Annotated in this window: 17 protein-coding genes; 11 read left to right on the top strand and 6 right to left on the bottom strand. The window is 40.7% G+C overall.

Annotated features, from left to right (window positions below):
• Window position 1: 1 nt before the first annotated feature.
• Genes ACIQZ2_RS01920 through mog form a run of 7 tightly spaced genes read left to right on the top strand, consistent with a single transcriptional unit; the run spans window position 2 to window position 5,211 of the window.
• Complete coding sequence (locus ACIQZ2_RS01920; protein ID WP_395767148.1) at window positions 2-1,051, top strand: aminotransferase class V-fold PLP-dependent enzyme; 1,050 nt, start codon at window positions 2-4, stop codon at window positions 1,049-1,051.
• The gene (locus ACIQZ2_RS01925) at window positions 1,041-1,613 is read left to right on the top strand and encodes a MarC family protein (protein ID WP_395767149.1); all 573 of its coding nucleotides are present in this window, start codon (window positions 1,041-1,043) and stop codon (window positions 1,611-1,613) included. The genes ACIQZ2_RS01920 and ACIQZ2_RS01925 overlap by 11 nt, the downstream gene beginning before the upstream one ends.
• Complete coding sequence (locus ACIQZ2_RS01930) at window positions 1,613-2,239, top strand: viroplasmin family protein (protein ID WP_395767150.1); 627 nt, start codon at window positions 1,613-1,615, stop codon at window positions 2,237-2,239. The genes ACIQZ2_RS01925 and ACIQZ2_RS01930 overlap by 1 nt, the downstream gene beginning before the upstream one ends.
• Entirely contained in the window at window positions 2,226-2,927 is a 702-nt protein-coding gene (locus tag ACIQZ2_RS01935; protein WP_395767151.1) for a tRNA1(Val) (adenine(37)-N6)-methyltransferase, read from the top strand. Before ACIQZ2_RS01930 ends, ACIQZ2_RS01935 begins: the two co-directional genes overlap by 14 nt.
• 45 nt (window positions 2,928-2,972) lie before the next feature.
• Complete coding sequence (locus ACIQZ2_RS01940; protein ID WP_395767152.1) at window positions 2,973-3,926, top strand: glycosyltransferase family 2 protein; 954 nt, start codon at window positions 2,973-2,975, stop codon at window positions 3,924-3,926.
• Window positions 3,926-4,699 (top strand): ThiF family adenylyltransferase, encoded by a 774-nt coding sequence (locus tag ACIQZ2_RS01945; RefSeq protein ID WP_395767153.1) that lies wholly within the window; start codon window positions 3,926-3,928, stop codon window positions 4,697-4,699. The genes ACIQZ2_RS01940 and ACIQZ2_RS01945 overlap by 1 nt, the downstream gene beginning before the upstream one ends.
• Entirely contained in the window at window positions 4,696-5,211 is a 516-nt protein-coding gene (gene mog / locus ACIQZ2_RS01950; RefSeq protein WP_395767154.1) for a molybdopterin adenylyltransferase, read from the top strand. Before ACIQZ2_RS01945 ends, mog begins: the two co-directional genes overlap by 4 nt.
• A 112-nt stretch (window positions 5,212-5,323) precedes the next feature.
• Here mog and ACIQZ2_RS01955 read toward each other — a convergent pair whose 3' ends face one another.
• Both ACIQZ2_RS01955 and folP read right to left on the bottom strand, forming a co-directional pair.
• On the bottom strand, window positions 5,324-6,142 hold the full coding sequence (locus ACIQZ2_RS01955; protein WP_395767155.1) for an aminotransferase class IV: 819 nt from the start codon (window positions 6,140-6,142) through the stop codon (window positions 5,324-5,326).
• Entirely contained in the window at window positions 6,120-6,989 is an 870-nt protein-coding gene (folP, locus tag ACIQZ2_RS01960; RefSeq protein ID WP_395767156.1) for a dihydropteroate synthase, read from the bottom strand. Before folP ends, ACIQZ2_RS01955 begins: the two co-directional genes overlap by 23 nt.
• 63 nt (window positions 6,990-7,052) lie before the next feature.
• On the opposite strand from folP, the gene ACIQZ2_RS01965 reads away from it, so the two are divergent.
• The 3 genes from ACIQZ2_RS01965 to ACIQZ2_RS01975 are packed head-to-tail and all read left to right on the top strand — an operon-like array spanning window position 7,053 to window position 9,264.
• The gene (locus ACIQZ2_RS01965; protein ID WP_395767157.1) at window positions 7,053-7,637 is read left to right on the top strand and encodes a DUF1599 domain-containing protein; all 585 of its coding nucleotides are present in this window, start codon (window positions 7,053-7,055) and stop codon (window positions 7,635-7,637) included.
• 5 nt (window positions 7,638-7,642) lie between these two features.
• Window positions 7,643-8,737, top strand: a complete 1,095-nt coding sequence (locus tag ACIQZ2_RS01970) for a BT_3928 family protein (protein WP_395767158.1) — start codon at window positions 7,643-7,645, stop codon at window positions 8,735-8,737.
• An 8-nt stretch (window positions 8,738-8,745) separates the two neighbouring features.
• Window positions 8,746-9,264 (top strand): shikimate kinase, encoded by a 519-nt coding sequence (locus ACIQZ2_RS01975; RefSeq protein WP_395767159.1) that lies wholly within the window; start codon window positions 8,746-8,748, stop codon window positions 9,262-9,264.
• On the opposite strand, the gene ACIQZ2_RS01980 is transcribed toward ACIQZ2_RS01975, so the two are convergent.
• Window positions 9,261-10,802, bottom strand: a complete 1,542-nt coding sequence (locus tag ACIQZ2_RS01980) for an OmpP1/FadL family transporter (protein ID WP_395767160.1) — start codon at window positions 10,800-10,802, stop codon at window positions 9,261-9,263. The two genes, ACIQZ2_RS01975 and ACIQZ2_RS01980, sit on opposite strands and share 4 nt — an antisense overlap.
• Before the next feature lie 6 nt (window positions 10,803-10,808).
• Complete coding sequence (locus tag ACIQZ2_RS01985; RefSeq protein ID WP_395767161.1) at window positions 10,809-11,795, bottom strand: hypothetical protein; 987 nt, start codon at window positions 11,793-11,795, stop codon at window positions 10,809-10,811.
• A gap of 156 nt (window positions 11,796-11,951) precedes the next feature.
• Here ACIQZ2_RS01985 and proS point away from each other — a divergent pair, with 156 nt between their 5' ends.
• Window positions 11,952-13,424, top strand: a complete 1,473-nt coding sequence (gene proS, locus ACIQZ2_RS01990; RefSeq protein WP_395767162.1) for a proline--tRNA ligase — start codon at window positions 11,952-11,954, stop codon at window positions 13,422-13,424.
• 74 nt (window positions 13,425-13,498) lie between these two features.
• Here proS and ACIQZ2_RS01995 read toward each other — a convergent pair whose 3' ends face one another.
• Window positions 13,499-14,647, bottom strand: coding sequence for a cysteine desulfurase family protein (locus ACIQZ2_RS01995; protein ID WP_395767163.1), 1,149 nt, complete (start codon window positions 14,645-14,647; stop codon window positions 13,499-13,501).
• Between the two features lie 7 nt (window positions 14,648-14,654).
• Entirely contained in the window at window positions 14,655-16,043 is a 1,389-nt protein-coding gene (glmM, locus tag ACIQZ2_RS02000) for a phosphoglucosamine mutase (protein WP_395767164.1), read from the bottom strand.
• Window positions 16,044-16,053: the final 10 nt, after the last annotated feature.

A 16,053-nucleotide genomic window follows, 5' to 3' on the forward strand; every position in this document is an offset into this window, starting at 1 on the left:
TATGCTCTCCTTTTACCCAGGTCCTTCCAAGGTACATCCTGAGGTCTTGGATTTTATCCGGGAAGCCTTTGAAAAAGGTATTGTGAGCATAAATCATAGAAGTGCGCGTTTCGAAGCACTCTTAAAAGACACGTTGGAAATTCTTCATGAAAAATGGAATATTCCCACAGACTACACGATCTATTTTATTTCATCAGCCACGGAAGCATGGGAAATTGTCGCGCAGTCGTTAATTGAAAAACAGTCGCTTCATTTATACAATGGTGCATTTGGAAAAAAATGGGCGCACTATACCCAACAAATCCATCCAGCATCCCTATCAATTGAATTTAACTCTCAAACAAGTTTAGCTTCGGTCAATCTTCCATTACTTACCGATTTTGATACGATTTGTTTGGTACAAAGTGAGACATCCAACGGAACAGGCCAAGCGATTTCGCGTAAACTTTACGGAAATGCATTAATTGCAGTCGATGCTACATCATCCATGGGTGGTATAGAACTCGAATGGAAAGAAGCTGATGTGTGGTTGGCCTCTGTCCAAAAATGCATGGGAATTCCCGCAGGGCTAGGCATTATGATTTGTTCACCTAAAGCCTTAGAACGGGCGGAAAAACTAGGAAAAAAATCGCATTACAATGATGTCTTGTTGATGGAAGAAAATCGCCAGCGATTCCAAACGCACTACACACCTAACGTGCTTGGGATTTATCTACTTAATCGATTAACCCATCTTCTACCTAATATCAAACAAATAGATCTTGAGACGCGAGATAAAATGAAAATTTGGGAGCGTTTTTGGGAAGAAAATCACGCATGTGGCTTAGATTTCCTGATTAAAAATCCTGATTTACGATTACCGACGGTACTTGCCCTGGAAGGAGAAGCAGAAAATATTCAGCGTATCCAACAAAAATGTTTCGCAGCGGATATTGAATTGGGGAAAGGATATGGTGAATGGCAGACGAATACAGTAAGAATTGCCAACTTCCCTAGCCATACGGAAATAGATATTCATACACTCATCAAGCTTTTAAATCATGAACTTTAATTTTAAAGAAATCTTATCTTCTTCTCTGATTTTATTTTCGGTCATTGATATTTTGGGATCCATTCCCATCATCATTGACTTACGTAAAAAAAATGGGAACATTCATGCAGAGCAGGCCACCCTGGTCTCGGGACTCATCATGATTGGTTTTTTCTTTGCGGGGAAATTGATTTTGCACTTTTTGGGAGTAGATACGAATTCATTTGCCATGGCAGGTGCACTCATCATATTTTTAATTGGCTTAGAAATGACATTGGGACGCAATATATTTAAATCCGAAGAGCTGCAAGAAGGTTCAGCACACAGCATTGTTCCATTGGCATTTCCTATCATCGCAGGAGCAGGTACTATGACAACCCTTATTTCGCTAAAATCCCAATTTGAAGAGGAAAACATCATGGTCAGTATTTTGATTAATCTAATCTTTATATACATCGTTTTGCGTTCAAGTGTTTGGATAGAAAACAAATTGGGTAATGCAGGCACTCAGGTTTTACGCAAGGTTTTTGGTGTAATTTTGATTGCTATTGCCATTAAAATATTCAAAACACGAATAGGATAATGGCCAAAAAGCAAAAATATTATGTGATTTGGGAAGGCCACAAAAAGGGTATTTTCGACACCTGGGCTGAAACGGAGAAAAACATCAAAGGTTTCCCAAATGCGCAATATAAATCTTTTGAGTCAAGGCAGGAGGCGGAAGTGGCTTCAAAAAAGAATTACTGGGCGAGTATAAACCCCAAAGCTTCAAAAACGTTAAAGCCATCAGGAATCAAAGGGAATTACATCGTCCCCAGTATTTCCGTTGACGCGGCATGTGCGGGTAATCCGGGAGTATTAGAATACCAAGGTGTTAATACGGCCACAAAAGAGGTATTATTCAAACGTGGCCCATTTCCCGTAGGTACAGTTAATTTAGGCGAATTCTTAGCTATCGTTCATGGTCTCTCCTACCTCAAAAAATTGGATTGTCCTTTCCCGCTGTATTCCGACTCACGCACTGCCATCGCCTGGGTTAGAAACAAGGCAATTAAAACCAATTTGGAACGTAACGCTCAAACAGAGGATTTATTTATTTTAGTTGACCGAGCCATTGAATGGTTAAAATCCAATGCATATTCGACGAAAATACTGAAATGGGAAACCGAAGATTGGGGTGAAAATCCAGCAGACTATGGCCGAAAATAGATCCATTTTTCACTTTAAACAATTCGCGCTGGCACATGGAAATCCAGGCTTAAAAATAACAACGGAAGCCTGCTTGTTTGGAGCATGGTCGGCACAATTTCCCCAAAACAACACCTTGGATATCGGTACTGGTTGTGGACTCCTTGTATGCATGCTGGCCCAAGCCCATCCGAACTGCCAGTTTACCGGCATAGAAATTCAAGCGGATGTTGCAGAATTAGCGCAAACTAATGTTGCTGAAAAATCAAACATCAGGATACATTCCCTTGATTTAGCTAGGGCTACGGGGCAATATGATTTCATTATAGCCAACCCTCCCTTCTTCATCAATCATTTGAAAAATAGTATTGACTCAAAAAATCTGGCAATGCACGGTGAAACCTTAGGTCCAAAGGAATTAGCGGAAGGAATTCACCGATTGTTAATTCCAGAAGGTAAATTCACGGTACTTTACCCACCAGTCGGTATGAAACAATTCGAAGCAGAGGCTAAGAAACTAGGACTTTATATTAATCAAGTCTGTAGTGTTCATCATCAAGCGGGTCGTGAAACATTAAGATTGATGGCCCAAGGCTCATTTTTTGAAAGTCCAAGCGTAAAACAAAATTTGAGCATTAAAAAAGCCGATGAAAGTTATACGACCGAGTTCATAAACCTCTTAAAACCCTACTATTTAATTTTCGACTAATTTTATCCATTGAAATTTGTATTTTTGTCTGTTTGACGTCCAACTATGTTGCAAATATCCATTGTAGTACCGCTTTATAACGAAGCTGAATCGCTCCCAGAATTATGTTCGTGGATTGATCAAGTTATGCTAAAAAATCAATTCATGTATGAAATGATTTTTGTTAATGATGGCAGCAAGGATGATTCATGGCAAGTCCTACAAGACTTAGCGAAACAATATGATACGGTTAAAGGGATATCATTTGCCCGTAATTATGGTAAATCTGCAGCTTTGCATGAAGGTTTTCAAAAAGCACTTGGCCAAGTCGTTATCACCATGGATGCTGACCTTCAGGATTCACCGGATGAAATCCCTGAATTATATCGCATGATTACAGAGGATGGATTTGACCTGGTTTCAGGTTGGAAACAAAAACGTTTTGATCCTATTTCAAAGACCATCCCGACGAAACTATATAATGCTGCTACTCGCGCGCTGTCGGGTGTTTATTTGCATGATTTCAACTGTGGATTAAAAGCATATAAATTAGAAGTCGTAAAAACCATCAAATTATATGGCGAAATGCATCGCTATATTCCGGTTCAGGCCAAATGGAATGGATTTACAAAGATTGGTGAGAAGGTCGTTCAACACCAAGCTCGAAAATACGGGGTAACCAAATTCGGCTTAGAACGCTTTTTATATGGCTTTTTGGATTTATTATCCATTTCATTTGTACAAACTTTTGGTAAAAGACCGATGCACCTTTTTGGGAGTTTAGGTATTTTATCCTTTTTGGCTGGTTCAATGATCACATTTTGGGTAATCGGCGAGAAGCTATACAACATAGCGAATAATCTAAAATACCGTAATGTGACCGATAATCCCATGTTTTTTTTAGCCTTAGTTGCTATCATATTAGGGGTTCAATTATTCGTTGCGGGATTCTTGGGCGAACTGCTCATCACGAATACCGATAAAACAACTCAATACCAAATCAAGGAAGAAATTGCTTAATGTTACAAGAAAATGACCTTAGCTGGCTCAGTCGGTCCGAATTATTAATCGGCTCCGAAGGAATCCAAAAACTTCAACGCGCGCATGTATTAATCGTAGGCTTGGGTGGCGTCGGCTCCTTTGCGGCAGAATTCATCGCCCGATCAGGCGTAGGAACTATGACCATCGTTGATGGCGATGTGGTAGACCCTACCAACCGAAACCGTCAATTACCAGCATTAGCCACAAACCATGGCGTCTCCAAGGCAAAAATCATGGCAGAACGTTTACTGGCCATCAATCCAGCATTAAGACTCACAAGTATTGAGACTTTTTTAAGCCCGGAGGCTGCCAAGGAATTATTAGAGCAAACGCAATTTGATTATGTGATGGATTGCATTGATTCGGTAACGCCCAAAATTACCTTGCTTAAAACAGCCTATGATTTAGGTTATCGAATTGCGAGTTCTATGGGAGCCGGTGGGAAATTGGATCCAACCAAATTGCGTACAGCTGATTTATTGGATACACGTGAGTGTTATTTGGCTTCATTAGTCCGGAAACGCATTCGTAAAATGGGGGTTGGCAAAGGAATCAAAGCCGTATTTTCAGTGGAAAAAGTCAAAGATGAATCTTTGATTTTAACGGATGGAAGTAACTTCAAGAAATCGGCATACGGCACCATATCCTATCTACCAGCAGCTTTTGGCGGGGCGGTCGCATCCATTGTCATTCGTGATTTAATTGATGAACCCATCCCAATGGAAAAAAGGATTAAAGCCTATAAAAAATGATCAAAATTGGCGTAATAAATGTGTCTGACCGAGCAAGCGCTGGTATCTACGAAGATGTACCTGGCAAAGCCGTTGTGGAGTTATTGCATGAATATTTAACTTCTCCATTCGAGGTAATGTATGCCGTTATACCAGACGAGCAAGCACAATTAGAAGCCCAAATGATTGAAATGAGCAAGGAAGTTTGCCTCTTAATTACAACTGGAGGCACAGGTCCAGCCTTGCGCGATGTCACCCCCGAAGCTACTGAAGCTGTCTGCCAAAAGATGATGCCAGGTTTTGGCGAATTGATGCGAAAGGTAAGTTTACAATATGTCCCTACCGCAATTTTAAGTAGACAAACGGCAGGTATCCGCAACCAAACCTTGATCATTAACCTTCCAGGTAAACCCAAGGCTATCCGACAATGTTTGGAGGCTGTATTTCCTGCGATTCCTTATTGTATCGATTTAATCGGTGGGCCTTTCTTGGCATGCAATGAGGCGAATATGAAAGCTTTTAGGCCAAATTAGACATTGGACGTTTGACATTGGACATTGGAATTTGTGGAGACGCGATTTTTCGCGTCTGTTCGATTTTATAACCCTAGACTTATTCTGGTAAAAAACGCGAAGTATCGCGTCTCTACAAACATTCTAGCGATAATAACGCATCATACAAATGCCTTGCCACTGGACCGCGTTCCCCTGAACCAATCAACTGACCATCAATAGCCAAAATCGGTACCACCCGTTTCGTACTACCTGTGGTAAATACCTCATCAGCTGATAAAAAATCTTCCAACGTACAGCGTTGAACATGCACCGGATAATGTAATCTAGCGATTTCTAATACCTTCAAACGGGTAATACCCTCCAAAATATAAAGATCAGGGGTAAAAATCTCCCCATGCTTAACATAAAACAAATTACTCCGCGTGGATTCCGAAACGCCATGCTGGACTGTGTAATAAAGTAAATCATCCGCACCAGCTTGTTTCATTTCTGGTATATGTCCAATGCCAAAGGCGTAATTCAAAGACTTGATCTCCGCCATTTCTCTGACAAATTCTTTACTCAGTAGGCGCATCCCTTTTTCTGGGTCCGCAAACTGAAATACCCCAGGCAAAATCCACAAATTAGGCGTTTCCGCTGGGACATATCCATTTAAACTCTCCCCTCCAGTTAAAACCATCTTAACACCTAAACAAGAATCCGCTGACATGGCGGCTAGTTCATGTATACATTTAGCTAATTCATCTGTGGAATATGGCAAAAGCAACCCAATTTTAGCCGCCGAACGTTGAAAACGCGCGAGATGATCAGCTAAAAAAATAGGCTTTCCATCCATGATTCGGAAAAAATCAAAAATTCCAAAACCCCTTAAAAAGCCAATATCCTTTACCGAAACAACTACCTCATTGGCAGGCTTCCACACCCCATTAAACCAAATTGGATAATCCATTGGATTGCAATTTAGAAACTAGTGTAATCACTTCTTTGGCCGCTGCCACATCATGCACACGTAAAACATTAGCACCCTGCTGCAAGGCAATCGTATGTAAAACAGAGGTCCCATTAAGAGATTCTGCCGCTGTAATTCCGAGGGTTTTATAGATCATCGACTTGCGTGAAACTCCAATTAAAATAGGCGCACCCAAGGTTTTGAATGCAGATAAATTTGCCAACAATGCATAATTATGATCGATGGATTTCGAAAATCCTAAGCCTAAATCAATAATCACATCTTTAGCGCCTAAAGTACGTAGGTGCTGGAGTTTTAGCGCTAAATCAGACCAAACATCTGATACAACATCTTGGTAGTTGGGAACCTCATGAACCTGATCAAAGGCTCCCCGACTGTGTGATAAAATATAAGGGACTTGATTTTGGGCAACCCATGCAAATATCCCTTGATCCATTTGACCTGCACCAATATCATTGAAAATATCCGCCCCTGCTGCTATCGCGGCTTGCGCAACGGCCAAACGATAGGTGTCAATCGAAATCAAAAGCGATGGAAAATGCTGACGTAAACTCGAAATGATAGGCACCACCCGGTCGATTTCATCAGATACAGAGACGGGCTCGGCTCCTGGTCTTGTAGAATGACCTCCAATATCGATGATAGTAGCACCCATTACGATCATTTCTGCCACACGCTCAATACATACTGCAACATCCAAGGTTCTACTTTCTTCATAAAAAGAATCAGGAGTCGCATTCAAAATCCCCATGATCCATGGCTCATCCAGACGCAGGATTCGGCCTTTAACTCGAATTGTTTGAAAAGATGGAAAAAGAGCGTTCAAATCAAATGAAATTTAGGATAATTTAAATATTTTTGTAGGCTATAAGTAATAAAACCAATCCGTATGAATAAGGACTCCGCGCCTTCCCAAACTGAAATCGAATATCGCCAAGTAATTTCATACTGCAAAGCCTTGTTTGATAAAAAAAACAAAGATTACGGTACCTCTTGGAGAATTTTACGACTACCTAGTTTGACTGACCAAATCTTTATTAAAGCACAGCGCATCCGAAGCATTCAAGACAAAGGGGCGCAACGCATCGAAGACGGAATCGAAGGAGAATTCATCGGAATTATTAATTATTGCATCATCGCATTAATTCAAAAATCACTTGAATCTTCTGATCAAATGGAATTTTCTCCAGAAGAACTCAGTGGCTTTTACGACTTGCAGGTTGAAACAACCCTTGAATTACTTCGAAATAAAAACCACGACTACGGCGAAGCTTGGCGTGATATGCGGGTAAGTAGTATGACAGATCTCATCTTAATGAAAATCTTTCGTACCAAACAAATTGAAAATAATCAAGGCGTAACGCTTGTTTCTGAAGGTGTAGAGGCCAACTACCAAGATATGCTCAATTATGCTGTTTTTTGTTTGATTAAATTCAAAGAGGAAAAGCAAATGCAAATGGCTCAACAGCAATAAATCAAATGAAGCAATACCGCAACATAGCCACGTTTGTATTGGTCGGGATATTTTTATTTTCCGGACTAATTAAATTAAATGACCCCATAGGAACCCAACTAAAACTCGAAGAATACTTCGACGTGTTTTCGGTTGATTTTCCTTGGATGGCTGGTTTCTGGAAAGTATTAATCCCGCAAGCACTCCTATTTTCTATTGGATTGAGTAGTGCTGAAATTGTATTGGCTATTGCCTTGGCATTGAATTACAAGACCAAAATAACCTTGTATAGTTTTGTCGGCATCCTGGTATTTTTCAGTTTTTTAACGTTTTATTCAGCCTATTTTAATAAAGTTACCGACTGTGGATGTTTTGGAGAAGCGATTAAATTAACGCCTTGGACGTCTTTTGGCAAAGACATATTCTTGCTAATACTTACATTGAGCCTTTTCTTGACTGATAAGGTAAAGCAAAGTAAATCAACAGGAAAATGGGTTTTAGTATCAGCTTTTTTGAGTGTTGGCTTGGGTACTTATTGTTATTTTTATTTGCCAATCCAAGATGGCTTACCCTATGCGGTAGGCCAACATGTTCCTTCAAACATGAAGAATCGTGAAGAGTTAAAATTTAGTTATACCTACAAAATCGATGGTCAGGATGTTGAATTAAGTGAAATGCCTACTGACCCTAAGGCCGTGTTTATCTCCATGCGAGCTATTAATGAAAAAGAAGCCAGGCCCTTAATTACCGATTACCGTTTATGGATAGATGGTGACACCACTGATTATACACAAAAAATATTTAGCGGAGATCATTTGTTGGTCATCGTGCCGAATGTTCATCATACGCACCTAGCTGCATTTGAATCCATCAGTCAATTAACTAAATCGCTAAAAATACCGGTATGGTTGGTAAGTGCATCAGCTGATTCGGAGGTCAACGCCCTGCGACATGAATACCAATTGGCCTTCCCGGCTTTATCAGCGGATACAAAAGTATTAAAAACCATCATTCGATCTAGCCCTGGACTTTGGCTTGTTAGTCAAGGAACCGTGAAAGGAAAGTGGTCGGCTTATAGCCTACCAGATGCGAATGATATTCAACAACATTTAAAACAATAAGTGCTAGAATGAAGAATATCTATTTAGTTGGAATGCCCTCATCAGGAAAGAGTACATTAGGAAAAGAATTAGCTAGAAGTTTAGGGTATAGCTTTACAGATATGGATAAATTGATTGAGACTCGTGAACAAAAAACGATTTCAGAGATTTTTTCAAACTTTGGAGAAGCGCATTTTCGTGAATTAGAAAAGAAGATTTTACGCAGTTTTCAACCTAACCAATCGATGGTCATTGCAACCGGTGGTGGGGTCCCCTGTTTTAATGATAACATGAATTTCATTAAGGAAAATGGTGTGAGTATTTTCTTAAATGTAGATGTTAATGATTTAGCTAACCGCCTGTATAAAGCGCAAGGAAATAATCGTCCGTTATTGGATAAAAGCCAAAGCGAAGAGGTAGTCATTGCATCAATTAAAAAGACATTTGAGGAGCGTTTATCCGACTACCAACAAGCGGACATTCAGGTGGATGGTGAAATTACAGTAAGTCAATTACTCTGGTTACTGGACCAATACCTTCCTGTTTAGAAAAATAACCCACCTCCAAGGGTAATTTGTGTGTTAGTAAATTTTAATGCGGCTGATGCATAATCGGTCGCATTTTTTAGTACATAAGGCGTGAAGGCATCATTCCCTGTTCTTTGAACCACAGCAAAATCAATATAATAAGCAGAGGTCCGATAACCTAAACCACCAGAAACTTGCAATTGATTTCGGTCAATAACATCGTAAGTACTTGAAAAACCACTCCCAAACATCGCAGCACCACCGCGGACAGTTAAAGAACTGGTAACCCGAAACTCAGCACCTACTTTCATATTCAAAGCCGATTGGAAATTTTTTGAAATTTGTTTGTTGTATTTATCTTTGAATTGTTGGTTCGCATATGGCCCTAACTCTGCAGACGCAACCGACATGCCCGAAAAATTAACAAATTCTACATCCGCACTAATTAAGCCTCGCTTTCCAAAAAAATAGGCCATACCACCCGAAAGTCGGAAAGGGGTAGCTAATTGATACGTAAATTCATTCGGCGTCAACTTAACTGGCTGCTTTAAACCGGTAATAAAGCCCCCCGGAACTGGAATTGACTCAATTTTTGGTGAAATATTACCTGTAAACTGTTCATTTATTTGATCATAATAGGTAGGAGATTGAATATTTAAAGCAACACGAAGGTTGGGCTTCAGTTTGTATATAACACCTAGCGACGCAGAAATCCCAGATCCCGTCGTGATCAATTGCTCATTAAAGGTATAACTAGAAACAAATCTGTTTCCAGGAAATCCTTCTTCCAATAATTGCGATTGCGTTGAATTTAATCGCGTAAAATGAAGACCTAAGCCCACATATAATTCTTCTTGATAAGCTGCACCATAACTAATATCCCACTGCGTAACCGATCCTGTATTACCCGTCTGAATGCTTTGCTGCGTAGGCAAATTCGGCATGTAACGCTCAAATGGAGCCCCGCCTGTTCTCGCATTTGGATTAATCAAATAAGCTTGATATGCTGCTGCCTCGGGACTATCTGCAGTCACATAGAAGGCATCAAACTCATCATCTAAACTTGCCCCCGTAGCTCCCTTATCTCCAGCTTTTTGAATCAAATAGTCAAGATAAGAACTTCGATTATTGGTACCTTCAACCGACAAAGGTTGTGAAATAATCACCTGCCGAGAATATCCTATACCAAAGGCTCCACGCCAAGAAGAACTTGATAAATAATCACCTGATATTACTACACCAAAATTAGGCATATGAATCATGGAATTAGTACTTTGTGTCGCTTGACCTAAATAAGTAGCATCGGTATTTGCCGACATGATCGCAAGATTTAAACCAACTTCAGAGCGCGAGTAAAAGCCTAATCCTGCAGCATTTCCCGCAATTGAACTTAAATCCGCACCTAACACGCTATGCGTACCACCCATGCCCTGCATTCTTGCTGAACCTGTTACGTAGGAGGTTGAAAACTGCTTTGCCAACATTGGATAAGTATATACTTGTGCATATCCAATAAAGCCGGCACATGCTAGCAAGAAAATAAATAATACTTTTTTCATGTGCAATTATCTAGGTCCTCTTGATGATCCCCCACTCGATGAGCCACCTCCACCGCCATAGCTTCCACCACCATAACTTCCGCTGGAATAATTGGAAGATGGTGCACTGTAAGATTCTGTCCGACTTTGACCATAATTCTGCTGAGGAGCAGATGGACGATATTCAACATTTGTATTTCTTCGAGGCGCAGCCTGAACAGGTGAAGTAGTATAGCTTGGCGAAGAATTTACACGAGGTTGATTTGTACCTTGTGTATTGTAGGTGTTGCTTCCTCCTCGTGGCGTATTTGAATAATTCTCACCTCCATAACGGTTACTTGAACCTGCATCACGTGGCCCACGAAGGTAACGCGGAGCGGGTTCCTGGTTGTTAACTACGTTTGGTCGGAAATTATTACCTCCGAAATAATTTTGACCAAAACCGTTGTAGTAATTATAGGCTATACCATTACCAAACATCATACCTGGACCTACGAAACCATAAAACGGATCAAAGAACCCATAAGGACTAGTGAAACCAAATGTATTGAAACTAGAAAAACCCATTCCTCCAAAAAACCCGAAATTCGCACCCATGGGAAATCCCGAATAAAAGGGATCATGTAGACGCCAAGCTTGCAAAGGGGAATACCAACGATTCGGAAATCCAAAACCAAAATTGATGTATGGATTAGCATACCAGTTATTCCAAGGATTGGATGTGAACAGACCTTGATTAAATCCTGAATTAAACCCTTGTTGATAAACAGCTCTCGAACTCAAAAAGTTAACATCCTCATCTTCTTGAATTACGGTCGCTTCATCCTCCTGAATGATTTGTGCATCATCCTCAAAATTCAAATAGGCGGCCTTCTTTTGCTTGGCAACCCGAGCTTCCGATTTCTGGTAACTGTCATACAAATCATCAGAAACAAAAGTTGTCTGTGAGACAGAACAAGCGTTTAATAGAAAAATTATACTGAACAATACCGAAGTAACCCCTACGTTTTTCATGACTATCAATGGTTTAAGATCTGTGTTCAAGCTTGTATTTTTAAGTTCATGGTTTAATTCGTAATTTTAACCATCGAACTTTGAAAAAAGTTTCAAAGTCAACAACACACAAATTAACGAAATAAATACCCACCTAGTACGATTCTACAAAAAAATATGAGTAAATCCTTACCATCGCGTGCCGAAAATTATTCTGAATGGTATAATGAATTAGTCAAGCGAGCTGATTTGGCTGAAAATTCAGCCGTTAGAGGTTGTATGATAATTAAGCCTTATGGCTATTCCATATGGGAAAAAATGCAACGTGCATTGGACGATATGTTCAAAGAGACAGGCCATACAAACGCCTATTTCCCACTTTTTATACCAAAATCCTTTCTCTCAAAAGAAGCATCTCACGTGGAGGGTTTTGCCAAAGAATGCGCAGTAGTTACTCATTACCGACTGAAGAATGACCCCAATGGTGGGGGTGTCATTGTTGACCCAGAAGCAAAATTAGAAGAAGAATTAATCGTAAGACCAACCTCCGAAACGGTTATTTGGTCTTCATATAAAAATTGGATTCAATCCTACCGAGACTTGCCCTTGTTAATTAACCAATGGGCCAATGTGGTTCGCTGGGAAATGCGTACACGTCTATTCTTACGTACTGCCGAATTTCTTTGGCAAGAAGGTCATACCGCACACGCAACGAAAAAAGAAGCCATCGAAGAGACCGAACAAATGTTGGACGTTTATGCCGACTTTGCAGAAAACTTCATGGCCATGCCGGTGGTAAAAGGGATAAAAACAGCCAATGAGCGGTTTGCTGGGGCAGATGAAACCTATTGTATCGAAGCTTTAATGCAAGATGGGAAGGCTCTTCAAGCAGGAACATCCCATTTTTTGGGCCAAAATTTTGCCAAAGCTTTTGATGTAAAATTCCTAAGCAAAGAAAACCAATTGGATTATGTTTGGGGCACCTCATGGGGCGTTTCTACCCGTTTGATGGGAGCATTAATCATGGCGCATTCAGATGACCAAGGTTTAGTTTTACCTCCGAAATTAGCGCCTATTCAAGTAGTTATTGTGCCGATTTACAAAGGCGAAGAACAATTAAACGCCATCATTGAAAAAGTAAATCCATTGGTTAAATCACTTCGAAAAAGTGGCGTTTCTGTCAAATTTGATACCTCTGATAATCAAAGTCCAGGATTTAAATTTGCTGAATATGAATTAAAAGGTGTACCTATTCGTCTAGCGATAGGAAATCGTGACATGGAAAATGGAACCATCGAGTTAGCGCGTCGCGATACACGAGAAAAAACCAGTATGCCTTTCGAAGGTATTGAACAAGTCGTATTAGATACTTTGGCCGATATTCAAACGCAAATTTATGCGAAGGCTTTGGCTTTCCGTACAGAGAAAACTTACGAAGTAAATACCTGGGAAGAATTTAATGCCAAATTAGAAGAAGGTGGATTCATCTCAGCTCACTGGGACGGCAGTTCAGAAACTGAAGAAAAAATCAAGGAATTGACAAAAGCAACGATTCGTTGTATTCCGCTAGATGCCAAAGAAGAAGTTGGGACATGTATTTTGACTGGTAAGCCTTCAAGTAAGCGCGTGCTATTTGCAAGAGCTTATTAGATTATTCTATAGGCTAAAGTCTGGGGTTAATGATTGCAGAAACCCCGGACTTTAGTCTGGGGAACTTTATGCGATTACTTCACTAATCCCTCGAGCACCTCCAACACCCGATCAATCTCCTCTTTCGTATTATTTTTAGAAAACGAGAATCGAATCGCAGCTCCCGTGGCCGTTGGATTTAATGCCGAAAGTACATGCGAACCTACCGATGTACCACTTGAACAGGCGCTTCCCCCTGAAGCAGAAATTTTCTCAATATCCAATTGAAATAACAACATATCACCATCAGCAACATTGGGAAAGCGTACATTTAATACCGTGTACAAACTGTTATCGACTTCACCCGAACGACCATTAAACTGAATACCAGGAAAACGAGCCTCTAAACCTTCGATAAAGTATGATTTGACAGACTTAATATGTTTCATGTGTTCATCCATGTGCTCATACGCCAAGCTCAACGCCTTGGCTAACCCCACCATTCCATATACATTTTCCGTGCCTCCGCGCTGATTTCGCTCTTGTGCCCCTCCGTGCATTAAGGGATGAAATTTAGCACCAGCTCTTGCATACAGAAAGCCAATTCCTTTTGGCCCATGAAACTTATGCGCTGCCCCTACTAAAAAATCAACAGGCAAAGTCTGTACATCATGACTAAAATGCCCCATCGTTTGAACGGTGTCGGAGTGAAATATCGCTCCATATTTTTGGCACAATTCACCCACGGACTTTAAATCCAACAGGTTGCCAATTTCATTATTACCATGCATTAAGGATACAAGGGCATTGGGAGAATCTGCCAATAATCCTTCTAGGTGTATTAAATCGATATCACCTTGGGCATTAATTTGAACCAACTTCACTTGCACCAAACCTAATTTTTCCCATGCCTCCGCTGTATGTAATACGGCATGATGTTCCAAAGGGGAAGTAATAATCGTTTTTACTCCACCATGTAACACGGCCGATTGAATAACGGTATTATCAGCCTCTGTACCTCCAGATGTAAAGAAAATCTCGGCAGGGGATGCATTTAATAAGGTCGCAACGGTTTTCCTTGCTTTCTCTACAATTACTTTGGCTTGTCGGCCATGCGAGTGAATCGACGAGGGATTAGCGGTAAACTGCTCCAAAAATGGTTGCATTTCCTTCCAAACCGCCGGGTCTACCGGGGTAGTAGCAGCATTATCCAGGTAAATAGGTGTTTTCGTTGTTGATGTCATGTTAATATTATTTGCTAGCAATCGCTTCGATTACCTGCATAATTTGTTGGGCCAACCCATTCGCTTCTGCCTCCGTAGGAGCCTCAGAATAAATCCGAATGATTGGCTCCGTATTGGATTTACGTAAATGTACCCAGCGATCGGCAAAATCAATTTTCACCCCATCGATGGTATTGACGCGTTCCCCTTTGAATTGTTCTGCGACTGTGGCTAATATCAAATCTACGTTTAAGTCAGCCGAAAGTTCGATCTTATTTTTCGACATGATATACGTTGGATATTCAGCCCGAAGCGCGCTCACCGTTTTATTTTTATAGGCCAAATGTGTTAAAAACAATCCTATACCAACGAGTGCATCTCGACCATAGTGTGATTCTGGGAAAATAACTCCCCCATTGCCCTCACCCCCGATAATCGCATTTTCCGCTTTCATTTTGGTCACTACATTAACTTCACCCACAGCTGCCGCAAAATAATTTCCACCATGTTGAACAGTAACATCCGCTAAGGCACGCGTTGAAGACAAGTTTGAAACCGTATTCCCCTTTTCTTTGGCTAAAATATAATCTGCAATAGCAACCAACGTGTATTCTTCACCAAAAGGTGTTCCATCTTCCGATATAAAACATAAACGATCCACATCAGGATCTACAACGATTCCTACATCATATTGGCCCGATTTCATTTTAGCAATCATAGCCGTCAAGTTTTCTGGTAAAGGTTCTGGATTATGTCCAAAGAGACCATTAGGTTCACCAAAAATCACATCAACGTGTTGGACTCCTAGGGCATTTAACAATTGAGGCACTACGATGCCTCCAGTTGAGTTGACCGCATCCACTAAAACTTTAAAGTTTTTACCTTGAATAGCGGCTTTATCCACCCATCGTAAACCCAATACGTGATCGATGTGTTGCTGAAGGAAACTCGAATCTTCTGTGATTTTACCTAAATCGTTTACCTCAACAAAATTGAAATCTTGATTTTCAGCCAACAGCAATAAAGCCTTGCCATCTTCATCGGAAATAAATTCACCGGCAGCATTCAACAACTTGAGCGCATTCCATTGAGCAGGATTATGGCTGGCAGTAATGATAATGCCACCCGCCGAGTGAGTCCAAGGCACAGCTAGTTCCACAGTAGGCGTAGTAGATAGGCCAATATCCAAGACATCCCATCCCAATCCAATTAAGGTGTTTGCCACCAAAGAGGACACCATGGAACCTGAAATACGTGCATCACGTCCCAAAACGATTTGATTGGATGCGGGTTTGGTGCTTTTCAACCAAGAACCATATGCCGCAGCAAAGCTTACCACATCGATAGGACTTAGGCCATCACCCGGTTTTCCACCTATGGTACCACGAATGCCGGAAATAGATTTAATTAATGCCAAAACTTAACAG

It is taken from the genome of Aquirufa sp. (assembly GCF_044342065.1).
GTDB lineage: Bacteria > Bacteroidota > Bacteroidia > Cytophagales > Spirosomataceae > Aquirufa.